Below are 16549 nucleotides of genomic sequence, written 5' to 3' on the forward strand. Positions count from 1 at the left end.
CTCTTCATTCATCAACGCTTTCAGGAGGCGTGACATGACAAACGAGCAACAAGCGTTGCTGGACATGCCAATCTGGCTGGTCATCCTCCTTGCCGTGGCGGGCGGGGTGTCCGGCGAAATGTGGCGCGCCGACAAGGAGGGCGCCCGCGGCTGGCCGCTGCTGCGGCGGCTTGCCTTGCGCTCCGGTGCCTGCATGATCTGCGGCGTGTCGGCAATCATGCTGCTGTACGCCGCCGGCATGTCGATCTGGGCCGCCGGGGCATTTGGTTGCCTCACTGCAATGGCCGGTGCCGACGTCGCCATCGGCCTTTACGAACGCTGGGCTGCCAAGCGCATCGGCGTCTGCGAAGTTCCGCCGCGCGACCCGCAATAACCCATTCACTTTCCTGTCTCGCTGCACGCCGTGCGGCAGGACTTCGCGTGGACATCAGAAAAAGGAGGTCAAGCATGCCCACACCGATCCAGCAGCCTTCGCAGTTGTTCACGGCGATGGCGACAGCCTTGCGCAACAGCTCCGATCTGAACGTGCAGGTCGGTAATCACGATGACTTCACGGCCCCCGGCGACAAGGCCTGGGTGTTGATCGATATCGAACGCAATGCATCGGGAGAGCGCGCCGCCAACGGACGGATTGCCCATGTGCTGACGCTGTCGCTGCAAGTCATTCCGGCGCTGTCCGCCACGGCATTTGCCGCCTGTGATCTGATCGCCGCGCTGAAGAACCTGATCACCGACAACCGCTGGGGCTTGCCCGGCGAGCAATGCGATCTGCCGATGAACATCGATGGAATGCCGTCATTGCTCGTCCGCGCCGATCAGCCGAACAAAGCCTGGACGCTGTCGTTCAACCAGACCCTCTACCTGGGCCCGACCCTGCTGGACGACCCGCTCGGCACACCGAAATTCGCCCGCACCTGGGAAGTCAGCGACATCGACGATCCCGACCAATACACCTCGCTGGAGGCCTGATCGATGTTCGACGCATTACTGCGAATGCACATGGCACCGATCATCGAGCGCCTGGCGGAAATGGAAGCGGAGATTGAAGACCTGCACCGGCGTGCCGAGAGTTATTGCCGCATCGGCATCTGTCAGGAAGTGGATGCCGCGAGCAACACCTGCCGGGTCAGTCACGGTGGTTTGCTCACCCCGGCCATCAAATTCTTCAACCCCAGCGCCGGCGCGCAGAGCGAGTCGCGGATCCCGACGGTGGGCGAACAGTGTCTGCTGTTCAACTACGGCAGTGGCGAAAGCGGTGCGCAGAGCGTGGCGTTGTTCGGCCTGAACAGCGACCGCTTTCCGCCTACCTCGACGGTGCCGACGTTGACTCGTCGCGTCCATCAGGACGGCAGCGAAAGCGGCTACGACGACGCCACGCACACCCTGCACTGGCAAAACGGTCCGGCAGCTTTCAACGGTTCTCGCGAATCGCTTGAGCTGAGCATCGGCCCCGCGCGGCTGGCGATGACGCCCCAGTTGATCAACCTGCAACTGGGTGCTGTCGGGCTGACCATCGACGCCTCGGGCGTGCATTTCAGCGGCCCGCTGGTGGATCACCAGGGTCGCGTCATCAGCCCCTGAATCAAGAGCTTCCCATGATCGGAATCGATAGAGACAGCGGGGCCACGGTCGACGACTGGCTGCAATTCGTGCAGCGCGCGACACGAGCCCTGACCACGCCGCTGGGCACCCGGCAAAAAAGGCCCCTTTATGGTTCGTTGATACCCACGCTGCTAGGGCAAAACCTGGGCGACGACATCCTGTTGCTCGCCCAGAGCCACGCAGCTCAAGCGTTCTACAACCCGCAAAACGGCATCAGCGATTTTCAGCCCGGCGTGATCGTCGCCACCCGACAGGGCGCGGGTTTGCTGTTGCGATTTGCCGGCACCTGGAAAAACCGCCAACAGACTTTCGAGGTCGTGACATGAGCATGTTGATCCCTGGCCAGAACCAGTTGGCCGAACCGTCGCTGATCACCGTCGACGTTTTCGAAGACTTGCTCGCCGAGTTCAAGACGTTCGTCGTCGAGTATGTCGGCGCGCGTTCGCCGCAGAGCGCGGCCAAACTCAAGGCCAGCCTGGAGAACGAAAGCGAACTGCTGACACTGGCGCTTGAGGCTTTCTGCGTTCGGTTGCAAACCCATGAACGCAAATACAACGCCCGGATCAAGCAGATGCTGGCGTGGTGGGCAACGGGCAGCAACCTTGATGCGCGGTTGGCTGACATGGGCCTGGAGCGGCAGTTGCTCGACCCGGGCGATCCGGCGGCGTTCCCGCCAGTGCCAGCGATTTACGAAAGCGACGACGACGCGCGGCTGCGTTATTACCTGGCGCCCCACGCTCCGGCGGCGGGTTCGCGGATGCAATACCGCCGCGAGGTGTTCACCTTGGGCGAACGTCCGACGGTAAAAGTCGAATCCACCGATGCCGGTGTCGTGAACGTCACTTATACCTTCGCCCGGGACGGACTCGCCGCGCAGGTCAAGGACGGCAACGGTCGCCGCACGGCGCCTGGCGAAGTGCAAGTCACCGTGCTTGCCCGCGAGGGCGACGGTACGCCGTCCCCGACCTTGCTTGAAGGCGTGCGCCAACACTTTTCCCGGCCCGACGTCTGTCCGGAAACCGACAAGGTCACGGTCAAAGGCGCAGAGATTCAGCGCTACAAAATCCGCGTCGTGGCGAAGATCAATTCCGGTCCGGATTCGGGCCTGACCAAGGTCGCCGCGCAGCAACACCTGCAGGCCTACGCCGACAGCTGCCATCGCCTGGAGGGCCGGGTCGATCCGAGCTGGATCGACTACACGCTGCACAGCGCCGGCGCCGTGCAATTGCAGATTCTTGAACCGCTGACGCCCATCGTCTGCAGCGCATTTCAAGCGCCGTACTGCACGGCGGTCGAAGTCGAGGTGCAGACGCTATGACCGATCAGACACCGCGTCCGACCCTGCTGCCAGCCAACAGCTCGGCGCTGGAACGGGCACTCGACGTCGGCTTTGGCGCGTTGCTTGACCGCATCGCACCGCCGTTTCCCGAACTGATGAATCCGGCTTCGACACCCGTTGCGTTCCTGCCGTATCTGGCGGCGGATCGCGGTGTTGCCGAATGGAGCACCGATGCGCCGGAAGCCGAGAAACGCCTGACCGTCGAACTGGCCTGGCCCACCGCGCGCCAGGCCGGCACTCGCAAGGCGCTGGAGAACGCCGCCAAGGGTTTGCAACTCAGGCCGGAAATCCGCGCCTGGTACGAACAGACCCCGCCCGGCGAGCCTTACAGCTTTTCCGTGCGGGCCTTCACCGAACAACCCTACAGCGAAGCCATCGACGCCCGTCTCGACCGACGCCTGGCCGATGCCAAGAGCGAGCGGGACGTGCTGTCGGTGTCGGTCGGCCTCAGCGCCTTTGGCAATCACGTCATCGGTGCCGCGACCTTCTGCGGTGAGCTGACCACGGTGTATCCGGTGTTCCTCGAAGGGCTCGAGACATCCGGTGAGGCCTTCATGGCGGCGGCGCTATACACCGTCGAAACATCCACTATTTATCCTCAGGGGGCCTGAATGGCTGACTATTACACCCTGCTCACCAACGCAGGGATTGCCTACGAAACCGCCTGCAAGGCGGCGGGCGTGCCGATCAAGCTGACGCAGATTTCCGTCGGCGATGGCAATGGCTCGGTTTACAACCCGGCCGCGACGGCTACCGCGCTGAAGCGCGAAGTCTGGCGCGGTCCGCTCAACGCGCTGTTCCAGGACGAGAAAAACCCGAGCTGGCTGCTCGCCGAAGTCACCATCCCGCCGGACGTCGGCGGCTGGTATGTGCGTGAAGCCGGTCTGTGGACCGACACCGGCATTCTCTACGCGATCGTCAAATACCCGGAGTCGTTCAAACCGGTGCTGGCCACGTCCGGCTCGGGCAAAGAGTTCTACATCCGCTCGATTTTCGAGACCAGCAATGCCTCGCTGGTGACGCTGCTGATCGACGACACCGTGGTCAAGGCGACTCGCGCCTGGGTCATGAGCTACCTCGCCGAAGAACTCGGCAAACTCGACGGCAAACAGTCGGTGCGTGTCGCCGCCACCGCCAACGTGGTGTTGAACGGTGCGCAGCAGATCGATGGCGTGGCGGTGATCGCCGGCGACCGCGTGCTGCTGCCGAACCAGACCCTGGCCAAGGACAACGGCCTGTGGATCGTCGCCAACGGCGACTGGGTTCGGGCCAACGATGCCAGCGTCAGCGCCAAGGTCACACCGGGCCTGACGGTGATGGTGGAGGAGGGCACGCTCAACGGCGATTCGCTGTGGCACCTGACCACCAACGCGCCGATCACCCTCGGCACTACTGCGCTGACATTCAAGATGCTGGCAGGGCGCACCGGGATTGCTGCCGGCACCTACAAAAGTCTGAGCGTCGACGAATACGGCCGTGCGACGGCCGGCTCGAATCCCGACACGCTGGCCGGTTTCGGCATCAAGGACTCCTACACCAAGGCTGAAGTCGAAGCGCTGATTGCCAAGGCGTCCGTTTTGCCGGTGGGTTCGATTGTGGCGTTCCCTGTCGATACGCCGCCACCGGGTTTCCTGGAGCTGGACAACAGCGTCAAGAGCAGCGCGACCTACCCTGACTTGAGCGCCTATCTGGGCGGCAAGTTCAACAAGGGGGATGAGGGTGTCGGAAATTTCCGGTTGCCGGAGGCGCGTGGGGAATTCTTACGTGGTTGGGATCATGGGCGGGGTGTGGATGCCGGGCGTGCATCTGGCAGTACTCAGTCAGACAGTCTCAAGGCTCACTACCATTTTCTTCCGACAGGTTCGGGAGGTGGACAGGCCGTTGACCCGAATGGAGAGATTCCGACAGTAGTGTTGAAGGATACGGCTGCTGACTGGGTATTGCGTACGGAAGGTGACAATGCTGAGCTGAGTATCGGTCGTGTAAGAACCTATAACTTCGGCGCCGCTACAGAAACCCGCCCCCGCAACATCGCCGTCATGTGGTGCATCAAGGCCTGGAACGCTCCGGTCAATCAGGGAAACATCGACGTAGCAGCATTGGTCAAGGAAGTCTCCCGGCTGGGGTCGGCCGTACCGGTGGGGGCTGTCATGGCGTTTCCAACGGGGATCGTGCCGCCCGGCTTTCTTGAGCTGGATGGCAGTGTGCAGACCATTGCGACTTATCCGGATCTGGCGACTTACCTCGGTACGACCTACAACAAAGGCGATGAGGGTACGGGCAATTTTCGCTTGCCGGATTCGCGCGGTGAATTCCTTCGGGGCTGGGATCATGGTCGAGGTGTGGATGCAGGCCGCAACGTCGGTACCGTACAGGCCGACATGCTCAAGGCGCACAACCACTCGATCTCGTCCACCGGCAGCGAAATTGTTCAGGGCAATGCCTCCGGGCTGGCCGTTACCAATTGGCGCGTCTCTCAGGGGGTGACTGGAAGTGCCGGTGGAGCTGAAACCCGTCCGCGCAACGTCGCCGTCATGTGGTGCATCAAGGCCTGGAACGCCCCGATCAATCAGGGAAGCATCGATGTAGCTGCACTGGCCAAGGAAGTCTCGCAGCTGAAATCGTCTGTTCCGGTGGGTGCTGTTCTGTCGTTTCCAATGGGGGTCGTGCCTGCCGGTTATCTGGAGCTGGATGGCAGCGTGCAGAGCATTGCGACCTACCCGGATCTGGCGGCGTATCTCGGAACAAAGTTCAACAAAGGGGACGAAGGCGCGGGCAATTTCCGCTTGCCGGAATCTCGCGGCGAGTTCTTGCGCGGTTGGGATCACGGACGCGGTGTGGATGCAGGCAGGGAAATCGGCAGTTATCAACTCGACTCACTCCAGAACATCACAGGGCAGTATGCCGCGAACAATGGTGTTCAGCTTGCAGCAACTGGCACGGTCGGCGGCGTTTTCAGCGCGACAGCAACAGGTGGGACTCAACTCCCCGCAGGCACAGCCTCCACCGGTGTCATCAATATGTCGTTCGATGCCTCAAAGGTGGCACGCACTTCGACAGAGACCCGGCCACGCAACCTGACGGTGATGTGGTGCATCAAGGCCTGGAACGCGCCGGTCAATCAGGGAAGCATTGATGTCGCCTCCTTGGCGGTGCTGGCGCAGCAAGCGACCGAAAGCAATCAAGGCACAGCAAAAGTCGCGACGTCGAATCAGTTGAATACTGGTTCAGACGACAGCGTCATGGTGACACCGAAGAAGTTGCGACTGGGTTTTGAGATCAGTCTCGCCCCGAATGGATACGTAGTGTTTCCGTCCTGGTTGGGCGGGGTGATGTTTCAATGGGGCCAGGCGCTGATGTCGGGCACCACCGGGAACTTCAACTACCCGACTGCCTTTCGCTCTCAGGTTTACCAGATGGTGGTTTCAGACGGGGGCAGTGGCGCCCATTCTGTCGGTGCAACGGCGACTTCATTGTCCGCGTTTACTGCCTACAGCACTCTGGCCACGACAAATTTCCGTTATTTCGCAATAGGTTGCTGACATGCGTTACTACAGCAAAACAACTGGCACCACCTATCTGGACAGCTTGCATAGCGTGATGCCTGACGACGTGGTCCCGATATCGGAGGCTCGTTATCTTGAGGTCATTGCCAGCCCACCGCTGGAAAAGGTTCGCGGTCATGATGAAGACGGATTGCCTGTCTTGCTTGACCCGCCTGCCCGGACGCCGGAAGAGATAGCCACGGTGGAACGTGCTTGGCGTAATTCGCAGATTCAGCAGGTGCAATGGTTGCGCGATCGTCATCGAGATCAGCTCGATATGAATCAGGCAGCAACCCTGACCACAGAGCAATTCATTGAGTTGTTGGCCTATATCCGGGATCTGCGTGACTGGCCTCAGTCACCGGCCTTTCCATCGCTGGAGCATCGTCCAGCAGCGTCTGCCTGGATCGATAGTCAAATTCGATAAATGCCCCGTCTAGGGGCATTTTCTTGTCCGCCCAACACACTCAACACCCGCCAAGCCCCTCCCTTTGAGGGGCTTTCCCGTTTATGGAGAAACGAAAAATGGCAACCCGCCAAACCTACACCGTGCTCGTTCCATTCCCCACCGGCGGTGGGCACTGGTCGAGCGTCGGCCAGGAACTCGATCTGCTCGATGTCGAGGCCAGTGCCCTGCACAGCGCCGGTCGACTGGAGCTGAAAACATCTACCACCAAGGCCGTGAAGGCCGCTGCCAAGAAGGCTGACTGACTATGGCTGAGGTTCTGAACTTCGAGCACAACGGCATTACCGTCAATGCCACCGAATCCCCCGAGGCCATGGGTGGCCTGGGTGACAACGTCATCGGTCTGGTCGGCACCGCGCCGAAAGCCGATCCGCTGATTCCGCGTAACGCACCGTTTCGCATCAACAGCTTCACCACCCATGCGCTGCTTGATCCGACCGGTTCGGAAGAGGGCACCCTGTACCACGCGGTCTACCAGATCCTCAAAGTGGTCAAGGTGCCGGTCTACGTGGTGATCGTCGAAGCGGGCGCGACCCCGGCTGACACCGTTAACGCGGTGATCGGCGGTGTCGAACCGGCCACCGGCCGCAAGCTCGGTCTGGCGGCACTGGGCAGCGTCCCGGAAGACCTGACCATCATCGGCGCGCCGGGCTTCACCGGCACCAAGGCGGTGGCCAGCGAGTTCGCCTCGTTCGGCAAGCGCATCAAGGCCCGTGTGGTGCTGGACGGCAAGGACGCCTCGGTCGCCGATCAGGTGCTGTACAGCCAGGAACTGGGCGGTGCGGATCTGGGTTTCGACCGTTGCCTGGTGGTGCACAACATGCCGGCCGTGTACTCGAAAGCCGCGAAGAAGAACGTATTCCTCGCGCCATCCAGCCTGGCGATTGCCGCGCTGGCCAAGGTCAAGCAATGGGAGAGCCCGGGCAACCAGGTGACCTACGCCGAAGACGTGTCGCGGGTCGTTGAGTACAACATCCTCGACACCTCCACCGAAGGCGATCTGCTCAACCGCTACGGCGTTAGCTATTACGCCCGCACCATCCTTGGCGGCTTCTCGCTGCTGGGCAACCGCTCGATCACCGGCAAGTTCATCAGCTACGTCGGTCTGGAGGACGCCATCAGCCGCAAGCTGGTGAAAGCCGGCCAGAAAGCCATGGCCAAGAACCTGACCAAGTCGTTCATGGATCAGGAAGTCAAACGCATCAACGACTGGCTGCAAACCCTGGTCGCCGACGAAACCATTCCCGGCGGCAGCGTCTATCTGCACCCGGAACTCAACAGCGTCGAGAAGTACAAGAACGGCACCTGGTACGTGGTCATCGACTACGGCCGCTACGCGCCGAACGAACACATGGTTTATCAACTCAATGCCCGCGATGAAATCATCGAGCAGTTCCTGGAGGACGTTCTCTAATGTTTACCAACCGCGTAAGACAGGCCATCGCGGCCACCCTGCAAGGTCTGCCGCTGTCGGCGACCGTGGAAGAGTTCACTCCGCCGAAGATTGATTTCGAGATGGAAAACATGACGGGCGGGCGCTTCATCGTCGAGGAGATGGCCAAGAGCGCCAAGGCGCTGAATGCCACGCTCAAGCTGCAAGGCACCGGCGCTGAAGTGCTGCTGGCGATGGGTGTGAAACTGGGCGACGACATTCTGCTGAACGTGCGTGAAGCCGGTCAGGACCAGGACGGCAACACCTGGTTCACCTATCACACCATTGGCGGCAAGCTCAAAACCATGAGTGAAGAAGCAATCAAAATGGGTGGCAAGGCCCTGACGACTCTTGAATTCTCCTGCCGCACCTACAACCGCCTGGAAAACGGCGTGCCGGTGATCGACATCGACGTGCGCACCCAGAAGTTCGTGCTCAACGGCGTCGACATCCTTGGTGATGCGCGTCGTGCGGTGCTGATGCCGTAAGCCTTTCGGCAGATCAGGCACAAAACCTGTGGGCGTTCATGCCCACAGGAATCTTCAAGAACACCCAAGGAATTCCTTTCATGTCGTGGATGCCACCCAAGCATGACTTGTTGTCGCCGATCACCGGTGACGACGGCTCTCAGATCGAATCGATCCAGCTCAAGCCGCTGTTCTACGCCGCCCAGAAAGAAGCGCTGGAACGCGCAGGCGACGATGAAGACAACCAGTTCTTCGAACTGGCGCTGCTGGCCACCGGCTTGTCGGTCAAGGAACTCGACCAGCTCAAGCGTCCGGACTACGTGACCATCTCGCAGTACGTGCACGAATTCTCGACCCGTCCGGCGTCGTTCTTTCTCGACCAGGTCGAAGACGCGGAACAGTCCGACGATCCCGATCAGGTGCAACTGCTGTTGCCGCTCGCCGTCACCGGCCGCACCGTGACTTCGCTGAGCCTGGAAATGCCGGCGCTGCGGGCCACCAAAGTAATGAAGAAACTGAAAACGGCCAAGGAACGCGCCGAGTTCATCACCGCCCATTGCACCGGCCTGATGATCCCCGATCTGGCCCTGTTGAGCGTGCCGGACTGGACGCAATTGCAGGTGCGCATCGACGATTTTTTAAACCAGCCGGCGGCCTTCTTTCAGAACGCGACATCGAAGTAATCCTCGATATCGTGCCGCTCATTTACCCGGTAAGTGAGGCGGAGATTCTGGAGTGGGACGCCGAAAAGGCGTTGCGCCGCTACGACATAGCGATCACTCGCCTTGGCGTGAAACAGGAGTAGAGCGGCATGGCAGAGAGCAAAAATACGCTCATGAATGCCGGTGACAGCACAAGCGCAGGATTCGGCAGTATCACCCTGAGCACTGCCGCGCTAAACGCAGGAGCCGGGCAGTTTGCCGTGGAACAGACCAGCGGCCTGCGCCAGGCACTGCTGACGGCCAGCGGTAAAATCGAGCTGCTGACGACGGCAATCGATGCATTGAGCGTGACACTGTCCGCCTTGCGTGCGTTGCCACAGGCTGCGAGCTCCGGAGCGAAGAGTGAGTCATCCGGCGGGCAGAAAACACCGGAAAAATCCTCCGGGGGCGCTGAGCCTCCCGAGACGCGCAAGGCCGCGATGGCCATGGATTCGGCGGCGGCCACTCTTGCCAGTGTGGCGCAGCTTTCCCGCGATGGCGGGAAAGACATGGCGCTCACGAGCCTGAAAATGGCCAGTGCCACCCTGGTGGCTGCCGGAGGTACGACCGGGGTCGATCTGGTCAGGATTGAAACCCTGGCAGCCAAGGCGGGAATCGGCAGCGAAGCGGTAAACGAGGAAGGAAGGAAGCACGAGTTGCTGACATTTGCCAGCGATGCGGCCATCACTGCATCGGCATTCAAGGTTTCGGGGCTGGAAGCCGGCGAAATGTTGAAGGTCTGGCGCACCTCGATGAAGCTCTCGCGCGATCAAGCCCTTGATCTGGCGGATGCGGCCAACCATCTCGGCAAAATGCCCGGCGATGTGCAGACAGCGGATATCGGTACTGTCTTGCAGCAGTCGGGCGAGGCGGCAATCAGCGCAGGCTTGCAGCCTGAACAGGCTGCGGCGTTGACGGCAGCGTTGCTCAACAGCGGCACGAAAAAAGACGATGCCGGCAATGTACTGAAGAACATTTCCAGTGCACTGGGCAAGGGCGATCAAGCATCCATGGCCGAGAAAGGTGCCTGGAAGCAGTTGGGCCTGGATCCCAAGGCAGTGGCCGAAGCCATGCGTGATCCTGACAAACAGAATGCCCAAGGCGCCGTGCTATCGGTGCTTGCGGCGCTGAATGCCAAACCGGTGGAACAACGCTCGACATTGGCCCGGACCTTGTTCGCGGATAGTGGAGACGCCGCGTTGTCGCTGTCCCAGGACTTGGGCAAGGTGAATGAAGCCTTTTACCTCGTGAGCGACAAAAGCCAATACGCGACATCGAAGCTGGGTGATAAAAGCTCGGTGAGGCAGTCCGCACTGGCACTTGCCGAGACTCAGCAGGGGCAGTGGAATATCAAGAATGCCCGTGAGGAACGTTTGTCGGTCGCCAAAGGCAATGCACTGGCGCCGGATATCGAAAAACCCGGTGAGAGCCATTCGGTAGACACGCTGAGCGATCTGGCGGAAACCTACCCGAAAACTACGGGTGCTGTTCTGACGGCGACGGCCTGGATCAAACCGGTGTTCGACGCCGTGACCGATGCGGTGGTCGGTGAGCTGAAAGACCGGGGAGGCAAATGGATCGTTGATAAAGCTGCCAGTTACCTTCCCGGTCGTTCAAAGCTCGGCTTGTCTGCAGCAACCTCTGCGACGGCCGTGGCTGAAACTCAGGGCCTGGCTCTGGCCAGTCGCAGTGCCAGCGCTGGCAACGGTCTGAAAATATTCGAACAGACTGCAAGGGTTGCTGCTCCGCGGCTGGAGCCTGTGCTCGCATCGGTGCAGCCGGCCTCGCGCTGGATGCCTTGGCAGGCGAAGGCGGCGATTGGTGCTTCGGCTGTAGCCGCAGGTATTGCCAGCGATGACAAGCATCAGATCGCGCAAGGTCTCGGTGCCGCTGGTGGCGCCTGGGCCGGCGCAGTTGCCGGCAGCTCGATCGGCGCCTCCATAGGAAGTGTGGGGCTGGCGCCGGGCATTGCTCTTGGCGGTTTGATTGGTGGACTGGTCGGGGGATGGCTGGGCGCTGAAGGAGGGGAGTTTTTAGGTGAGAAACTGATGTCCAGCGCACCAGACAAACTCGCCCCGCCGGCCGAAGTCGCCAAAGACCTGGCTGGCGCACAGACTCAAAGTCAGCAGGTTTCCTTCTCTCCGACGATCCAGGTCACCTGTCCTGCCCCCGACACTGCCCAACAGATTCAGTCGATTATCGAACAACAGATTTCCGGTCAATTCCATGGCCAATTCATGCCGCTGCTGATGGGCGGCAATCCACTCGGGACGCGTCGTGATGCAGCCCTGACTGACGGAGCCGGTACATGAAACAACAAATGGCACTGGGCAGTTTCATCTTTGGCCTGTCACGCGGTTTTGCCTACAGCAGTTTTCTGCGCAAGTCTGACGGTGGCTGGACGGAGCTGCAGATTCTCACCAGCAAACCCAAGTCCCACCAGACGGGACAGAAACCCGAAACCCTGACCATCACCGGTAAATCAATGTACGCGGTAGCCATGGACCGGCTGGATGAGCTGCGGGCCCTGCAATCGCTTCGAGTCCCCCTGCCGCTGATCGATGGGATCGGCCGCAACTGGGGGCTCTGGCGAATCAACAATGTTCAGGAAACCCAAAGCTGCGTCATCGATGACGGCACGGCGATGGTGGTCGACTGGGTCATCGAACTGGCGGAGTTCAACAATGCGTAAGGTACGAAGCCTGGCCGGTGACTCGGTGAATCTGTTGCTGTACCGCGAAACCGGTCGCAGCGATGACAGCGCCGAAGAAGCCCTGTGGACACTCAACCCGACCCTGGCCGAGCACGGCCCGATACTGCCGGCCGGTGCCTGGGTGACGTTACCCGAGCTCGACTCGAAACCCGCCGCAATCAAACCGGTTCTGGCCTGGGATTAAGGAGGCTGCATGGCACAGGGATTTACGCCGGCGATCGAAATCTACGGCGCCAACAAGGAGCTGCTGAACCAGCGCCTGATCAGTTGGGAACACATCGATGCCGCCGGCATGGAATCCGATCAACTGACGCTGGTGCTCGATCTGGAAGGCCTTGAAGGCTTGCCGACCCTGGGCGGAACCATCGGCCTGCGGGTGGGCTATCTGGAGACCGGACTGGTGGAAAAGGGCCAGTTCAAGGTGACCCGACTGACGCCGACGCTGTTCCCGCTGCGCCTGACGCTGGTCGCGACCGCCGCACCTTTCAGCGGCAAGGACGACACCGGATTCAAGGAACGGCGCACGGCCAGTCATGGCCCTACAACCCTTGGCGGACTGTTTCGCGAGCTGGTCTCGAGACACGGATTCTCGCCGCGCGTCGACCCCGAGCTGGCGCTGATCAGGATCGCCCATGTCGACCAGTCGAACGAAACCGACATGGGCTTCATCACACGCCTGGCGAAAAAGTACGACGCGGTGGCCAAGCCGTTCAACGACCTCTACGTGCTGGCGAAACCGGCGCAACTGAAAAACCTGTCGGGACAGGTCATACCGGACGTCAGGCTGTCGGTCACCCACAACAATCGACCGGGCGATCACGCCTTCATCAGCGCCACGCTGGAAGAAACCGCCCGAACCCAGAATCAGGGTTGCAAAACCTCCTTTTGGGACAGTGCGCTCGGCAAACTGCGCGAAGTGGTCACCGGTTCCGAACCCTACAAGGTCATCCGCCAGAGACTGGCCAGCGAAGAAGAAGCCAAAGCCATCGGCGAGGCCGAAGTGCGCAAGATGCTGCGCGAGAAATACAAGCTGAAGGTCACCTGTCCGGGCGATCCGTTGCTGGCGGCCGAAGGTCTGCTGGTGCTCGACGATACCTGGCCGGACTTCATGCGCGGTCGCTGGTCGATCGAGAAGGTCACCGCCAGTGGCAAGCGCGAAGAAAGCTATCGCTGTCTGATCGAAGCGACCGGTCGGGATCCCGAGGCAAAAGCCAGGGACTGATCCCCCGATCTCACCGCCACACACCTCACTGTGGCCACTCACACCTCCTGGAACGCTCCCCATGAAGATCTCCCCGATCCTCACGCAGCTGCGTGCGCAATGCCCAAGCCTTGCCGGCCATATCGCGACAGGTGTCGACCTGGTGCTTCTGCAAGGCGACCCGAATCTGCCGATGCCCTCGGCCCATGTTTTACCGCTGGCTGACGTAGCCAGCGCCAGCACCGCACAGAACTCCCTCAGCCAGCCGATCCGCGACCGCTTCGAAATCATCCTGGTACTGGATGCCACGGACGCCACAAAAGCGCTGGATCTGTTGCACGACCTGCGCGCCGAACTGTGGCGTGCGCTGGTGGGGTTCAAACCCGATTCCAACTACAGCGCCATCGTTTACGACGGCGGCGAAACGGTCTCGATCAACAGCAGCCGCGCGTTCTACCGGCTGCGCTTTTTTGCCGAGTTCCAGCTGGGCCGCAATCTGCCAAGTCAGCCTGCGGAGAGCTGGCACGAACGCGAACTGGACGGTTTGTCGTCCTTTACCGGGGCCACCGTGCGGGTCGATGCGATCGACCCGGCCGACCCCAACCTGAAACGCCCGGGCCCTGACGGGCGCGTGGAACTGACTTTCTCTGGAGACGTAACCCCATGAGCAACCGCATCACCGTAGTGCCGGCCGCCGGCCGTGCCGTGCCGGACCCGGAAGCAGGCGACCTGCTGCCACTGGAAGGCCGTGAAGTGCTGGACAGCGCCTGGTGGCGCCGGCGTCTGGCCGACGGCGATATCACCCTCAAAACCGCAACAGCTAAACAAAAGGGAGCCAAATAATGGCGATCGGATTCAGCAACATCCCTGCGGACATTCGTGTACCGCTGTTCTATGCCGAAATGGACAATTCGGCCGCCAATAGCGCGACCTCGTCCATGCGTCGCCTGATCGTGGCGCAGGTCAACGACGACATCGCTCCGGGCGAAGTCGGCAAACTGGTGCTGGTTTCCAGCGTGGCGCTGGCCAAGAGCATTGGTGGCCAGGGCTCGATGCTCGCGTCCATGTACGAAACCTTCCGCAAGGCTGACCCGATCGGCGAGATCTGGTGCCTGCCGCTGCACAACGCTACCGGCGCCATCGCCAAAGGCGTCGTGACCCTGACCGGCACCGCGACCCAGGCTGGCGTGCTCAACCTGTATGTCGGCGGCGTCCGCGTACAGGCCACCATCGCCAACGGCGCCACCGCTGCACAGGCTGCAACTGCTTTGGCGCAGAAGGTCAACGCCACCGCCGATCTGCCGGTGAGCGCGACGGTCGCAGAGGGTGTGGTAACGCTCAACGCCAAATGGACTGGCGACAGCGGTAACGACATCAGTCTGCAATTCAATCGCCTGGGCAAGAGCAACGGCGAAGAAACGCCGGCCGGCCTGGTCACCGCGATCACGCCGATGATCGGTGGCGTCGGCGTGCCGGATCAGGTGGCAGCGGTTGCTGCGCTGGGTGACGAGCCGTTCGAGTTTATCGCTCTGCCATGGTCCGACCTGGCCACCCTCAACACCTGGCAAGCGGTGATGGACGACAGCACCGGTCGCTGGTCGTGGGCCAAGCAACTGTTCGGTCATGTGTACAGCGCCAAGCGCGGCACCGTCGGCACTCTGGTGGCAGCCGGTCAGGCGCGCAACGACCAGCACGTGACCATTCAGGCGCTGGAGCAGGGCGTTCCGCAACCGGTCTGGGTGCAAGCCGCCGCATTGACTGCGCGCACCGCCGTGTTCATCTCCGCCGACGCCAGCCGTCCGACCCAGAGCGGCAGCCTGCCGGGTGTCGATCCGGCCCCGGCCAGCGAGCGCTTCACCCTGACCGAGCGTCAGTCGCTGCTCAACTACGGCATCGCCACCGCGTACTACGAAGGCGGCTCCGTGCGCATTCAGCGCTCGATCACCACCTACCAGAAGAACGCCTACGGCCAGGCCGACAACTCGTACCTGGACAGCGAAACCATGCACCAATCGGCGTTCATCGTGCGTCGTCTGCAAAGCGTGATCACCAGCAAATACGGTCGCCACAAACTGGCTTCCGACGGCACCCGTTTCGGCGCCGGCCAGCCGATCGTCACCCCGGCAACCATTCGCGGTGAGCTGATCGCCCAGTACGCCAAGCTCGAACTCGAAGGTCACGTGGAAAACGCCGAGCTGTTCGCCGAGCACCTGATCGTCGAGCGCGACGTGCAGGACCCGAGCCGTGTGAACGTGCTGTTCCCGCCGGATTACATCAACGGTCTGCGCGTGTTCGCACTGCTCAACCAGTTCCGACTGCAGTACGACGACGTCGCCTGATCGGCGCGTTTGACACTGTGATTTCAGCCCACCTTGCGTGGGCTTTTTATTTGAAGGGAGTAACACCATGGGTCAACTGATTGCAGGCACCTGCTACGTCAAGGTCGACGGTGCACAACTGACTATCAATGGCGGCTGCGAAGCCCCGCTGATGGCCGTCAAACGCGAAACCGTCGTGCCGGGTTTCTACAAGGAAACCGACGTCGCGCCGTCGTTCAAGGTGACCGCGCTGCACACCGCCGACTTCCCGCTGAAGAAGCTGATCGAAGGCACCGATATCACCGTCACCTGCGAATTCAGCAACGGCAAAGTCTACGTACTGGCCGGTGCCTACCTGGTCGAAGAGCCAGTCTCCAAAGGCGATGACGCCACCATCGAACTGAAATTCGAAGGCATCAAGGGGACCTGGCAATGAGCGGCGCCGTGAAGCTTCAAGTTGCGATCGAAGCTCACGGCGAGCCCCTGACCGAACTCGTCCTGCGCCGTCCGACGGTGCAGGAGGTGCGAGCGATCAAGGCGCTGCCGTACAAGATCGACAAGAGCGAAGAGGTCAGCCTCGACATGGACGTGGCGGCCAAATACATCGCCGTGTGCGCCGGCATTCCGCCGTCGTCGGTCAACCAGCTGGATCTGGCTGACCTCAACGCGCTGAGCTGGGCCGTTGCAGGTTTTTTCATGAGTGCGGCGTCGGAACCATCACCGACCTGATTTCGGTCGCCTATGACCTGGCCTGGTTCTGGAAGG

The 16549-nt window shown here is 61.3% G+C and carries 21 protein-coding genes; all 21 read left to right on the forward strand.

Features of this window, described 5'->3' with window-relative positions:
* Positions 1-34: 34 nt before the first annotated feature.
* The 21 genes from C1X29_RS08250 to C1X29_RS08350 all read left to right on the forward strand — a co-directional run bounded on the left by C1X29_RS08250 (position 35) and on the right by C1X29_RS08350 (position 16513).
* Positions 35-373 carry a phage holin family protein gene (locus tag C1X29_RS08250; RefSeq protein WP_007954843.1) on the forward strand — a complete coding sequence of 113 codons (339 nt, stop codon included), beginning with the start codon at positions 35-37 and terminating at the stop codon, positions 371-373.
* Between the two features lie 74 nt (positions 374-447).
* Positions 448-969 carry a hypothetical protein gene (locus tag C1X29_RS08255; RefSeq protein WP_102717207.1) on the forward strand — a complete coding sequence of 174 codons (522 nt, stop codon included), beginning with the start codon at positions 448-450 and terminating at the stop codon, positions 967-969.
* A gap of 3 nt (positions 970-972) precedes the next feature.
* Positions 973-1581 (forward strand): phage baseplate assembly protein V, encoded by a 609-nt coding sequence (locus tag C1X29_RS08260; protein WP_085748130.1) that lies wholly within the window; start codon positions 973-975, stop codon positions 1579-1581.
* Between the two features lie 14 nt (positions 1582-1595).
* Entirely contained in the window at positions 1596-1928 is a 333-nt protein-coding gene (locus C1X29_RS08265) for a phage baseplate protein (protein WP_085683341.1), read from the forward strand.
* On the forward strand, positions 1925-2920 hold the full coding sequence (locus C1X29_RS08270) for a baseplate J/gp47 family protein (protein ID WP_102686566.1): 996 nt from the start codon (positions 1925-1927) through the stop codon (positions 2918-2920). Before C1X29_RS08265 ends, C1X29_RS08270 begins: the two co-directional genes overlap by 4 nt.
* Complete coding sequence (locus C1X29_RS08275; protein ID WP_102717208.1) at positions 2917-3552, forward strand: phage tail protein I; 636 nt, start codon at positions 2917-2919, stop codon at positions 3550-3552. Before C1X29_RS08270 ends, C1X29_RS08275 begins: the two co-directional genes overlap by 4 nt.
* Complete coding sequence (locus tag C1X29_RS08280; RefSeq protein ID WP_256584331.1) at positions 3553-6483, forward strand: tail fiber protein; 2931 nt, start codon at positions 3553-3555, stop codon at positions 6481-6483.
* Position 6484: 1 nt separating this feature from the next.
* Positions 6485-6913, forward strand: a complete 429-nt coding sequence (locus C1X29_RS08285) for a phage tail protein (protein WP_102717209.1) — start codon at positions 6485-6487, stop codon at positions 6911-6913.
* A gap of 98 nt (positions 6914-7011) precedes the next feature.
* Entirely contained in the window at positions 7012-7197 is a 186-nt protein-coding gene (locus C1X29_RS08290) for a hypothetical protein (RefSeq protein WP_085612311.1), read from the forward strand.
* Positions 7198-7199: 2 nt separating this feature from the next.
* Positions 7200-8366: a phage tail protein gene (locus C1X29_RS08295; protein WP_074691321.1), complete on the forward strand. Its 1167-nt coding sequence runs from the start codon at positions 7200-7202 to the stop codon at positions 8364-8366.
* The gene (locus C1X29_RS08300; RefSeq protein ID WP_102717210.1) at positions 8366-8872 is read left to right on the forward strand and encodes a phage major tail tube protein; all 507 of its coding nucleotides are present in this window, start codon (positions 8366-8368) and stop codon (positions 8870-8872) included. Before C1X29_RS08295 ends, C1X29_RS08300 begins: the two co-directional genes overlap by 1 nt.
* Positions 8873-8952: 80 nt before the next feature.
* Positions 8953-9534: a phage tail assembly protein gene (locus tag C1X29_RS08305; RefSeq protein ID WP_102717211.1), complete on the forward strand. Its 582-nt coding sequence runs from the start codon at positions 8953-8955 to the stop codon at positions 9532-9534.
* Positions 9535-9662: 128 nt separating this feature from the next.
* Positions 9663-11864 carry a phage tail tape measure protein gene (locus C1X29_RS08310; RefSeq protein WP_102717212.1) on the forward strand — a complete coding sequence of 734 codons (2202 nt, stop codon included), beginning with the start codon at positions 9663-9665 and terminating at the stop codon, positions 11862-11864.
* Complete coding sequence (locus C1X29_RS08315; RefSeq protein ID WP_102717213.1) at positions 11861-12244, forward strand: phage tail protein; 384 nt, start codon at positions 11861-11863, stop codon at positions 12242-12244. Before C1X29_RS08310 ends, C1X29_RS08315 begins: the two co-directional genes overlap by 4 nt.
* On the forward strand, positions 12237-12449 hold the full coding sequence (locus tag C1X29_RS08320) for a tail protein X (RefSeq protein ID WP_102717214.1): 213 nt from the start codon (positions 12237-12239) through the stop codon (positions 12447-12449). Before C1X29_RS08315 ends, C1X29_RS08320 begins: the two co-directional genes overlap by 8 nt.
* Positions 12450-12458: 9 nt before the next feature.
* Entirely contained in the window at positions 12459-13487 is a 1029-nt protein-coding gene (locus C1X29_RS08325; RefSeq protein WP_102717215.1) for a phage tail protein, read from the forward strand.
* Positions 13488-13548: 61 nt separating this feature from the next.
* Positions 13549-14133 (forward strand): hypothetical protein, encoded by a 585-nt coding sequence (locus C1X29_RS08330; RefSeq protein WP_102717216.1) that lies wholly within the window; start codon positions 13549-13551, stop codon positions 14131-14133.
* Complete coding sequence (locus tag C1X29_RS08335; protein WP_007954893.1) at positions 14130-14309, forward strand: DUF2635 domain-containing protein; 180 nt, start codon at positions 14130-14132, stop codon at positions 14307-14309. The genes C1X29_RS08330 and C1X29_RS08335 overlap by 4 nt, the downstream gene beginning before the upstream one ends.
* Entirely contained in the window at positions 14309-15805 is a 1497-nt protein-coding gene (locus C1X29_RS08340; RefSeq protein WP_102717217.1) for a phage tail sheath subtilisin-like domain-containing protein, read from the forward strand. The genes C1X29_RS08335 and C1X29_RS08340 overlap by 1 nt, the downstream gene beginning before the upstream one ends.
* 67 nt (positions 15806-15872) lie before the next feature.
* On the forward strand, positions 15873-16220 hold the full coding sequence (locus C1X29_RS08345; protein WP_085697365.1) for a phage tail tube protein: 348 nt from the start codon (positions 15873-15875) through the stop codon (positions 16218-16220).
* Positions 16217-16513: a phage tail assembly protein gene (locus C1X29_RS08350; RefSeq protein WP_085748142.1), complete on the forward strand. Its 297-nt coding sequence runs from the start codon at positions 16217-16219 to the stop codon at positions 16511-16513. The genes C1X29_RS08345 and C1X29_RS08350 overlap by 4 nt, the downstream gene beginning before the upstream one ends.
* Positions 16514-16549 lie beyond the last annotated feature (36 nt).

Origin of the sequence: Pseudomonas sp. GW456-12-10-14-LB2, assembly GCF_002884345.1 — a bacterium.
Taxonomy (GTDB): Bacteria; Pseudomonadota; Gammaproteobacteria; order Pseudomonadales; family Pseudomonadaceae; genus Aquipseudomonas; species Aquipseudomonas paraglycinae.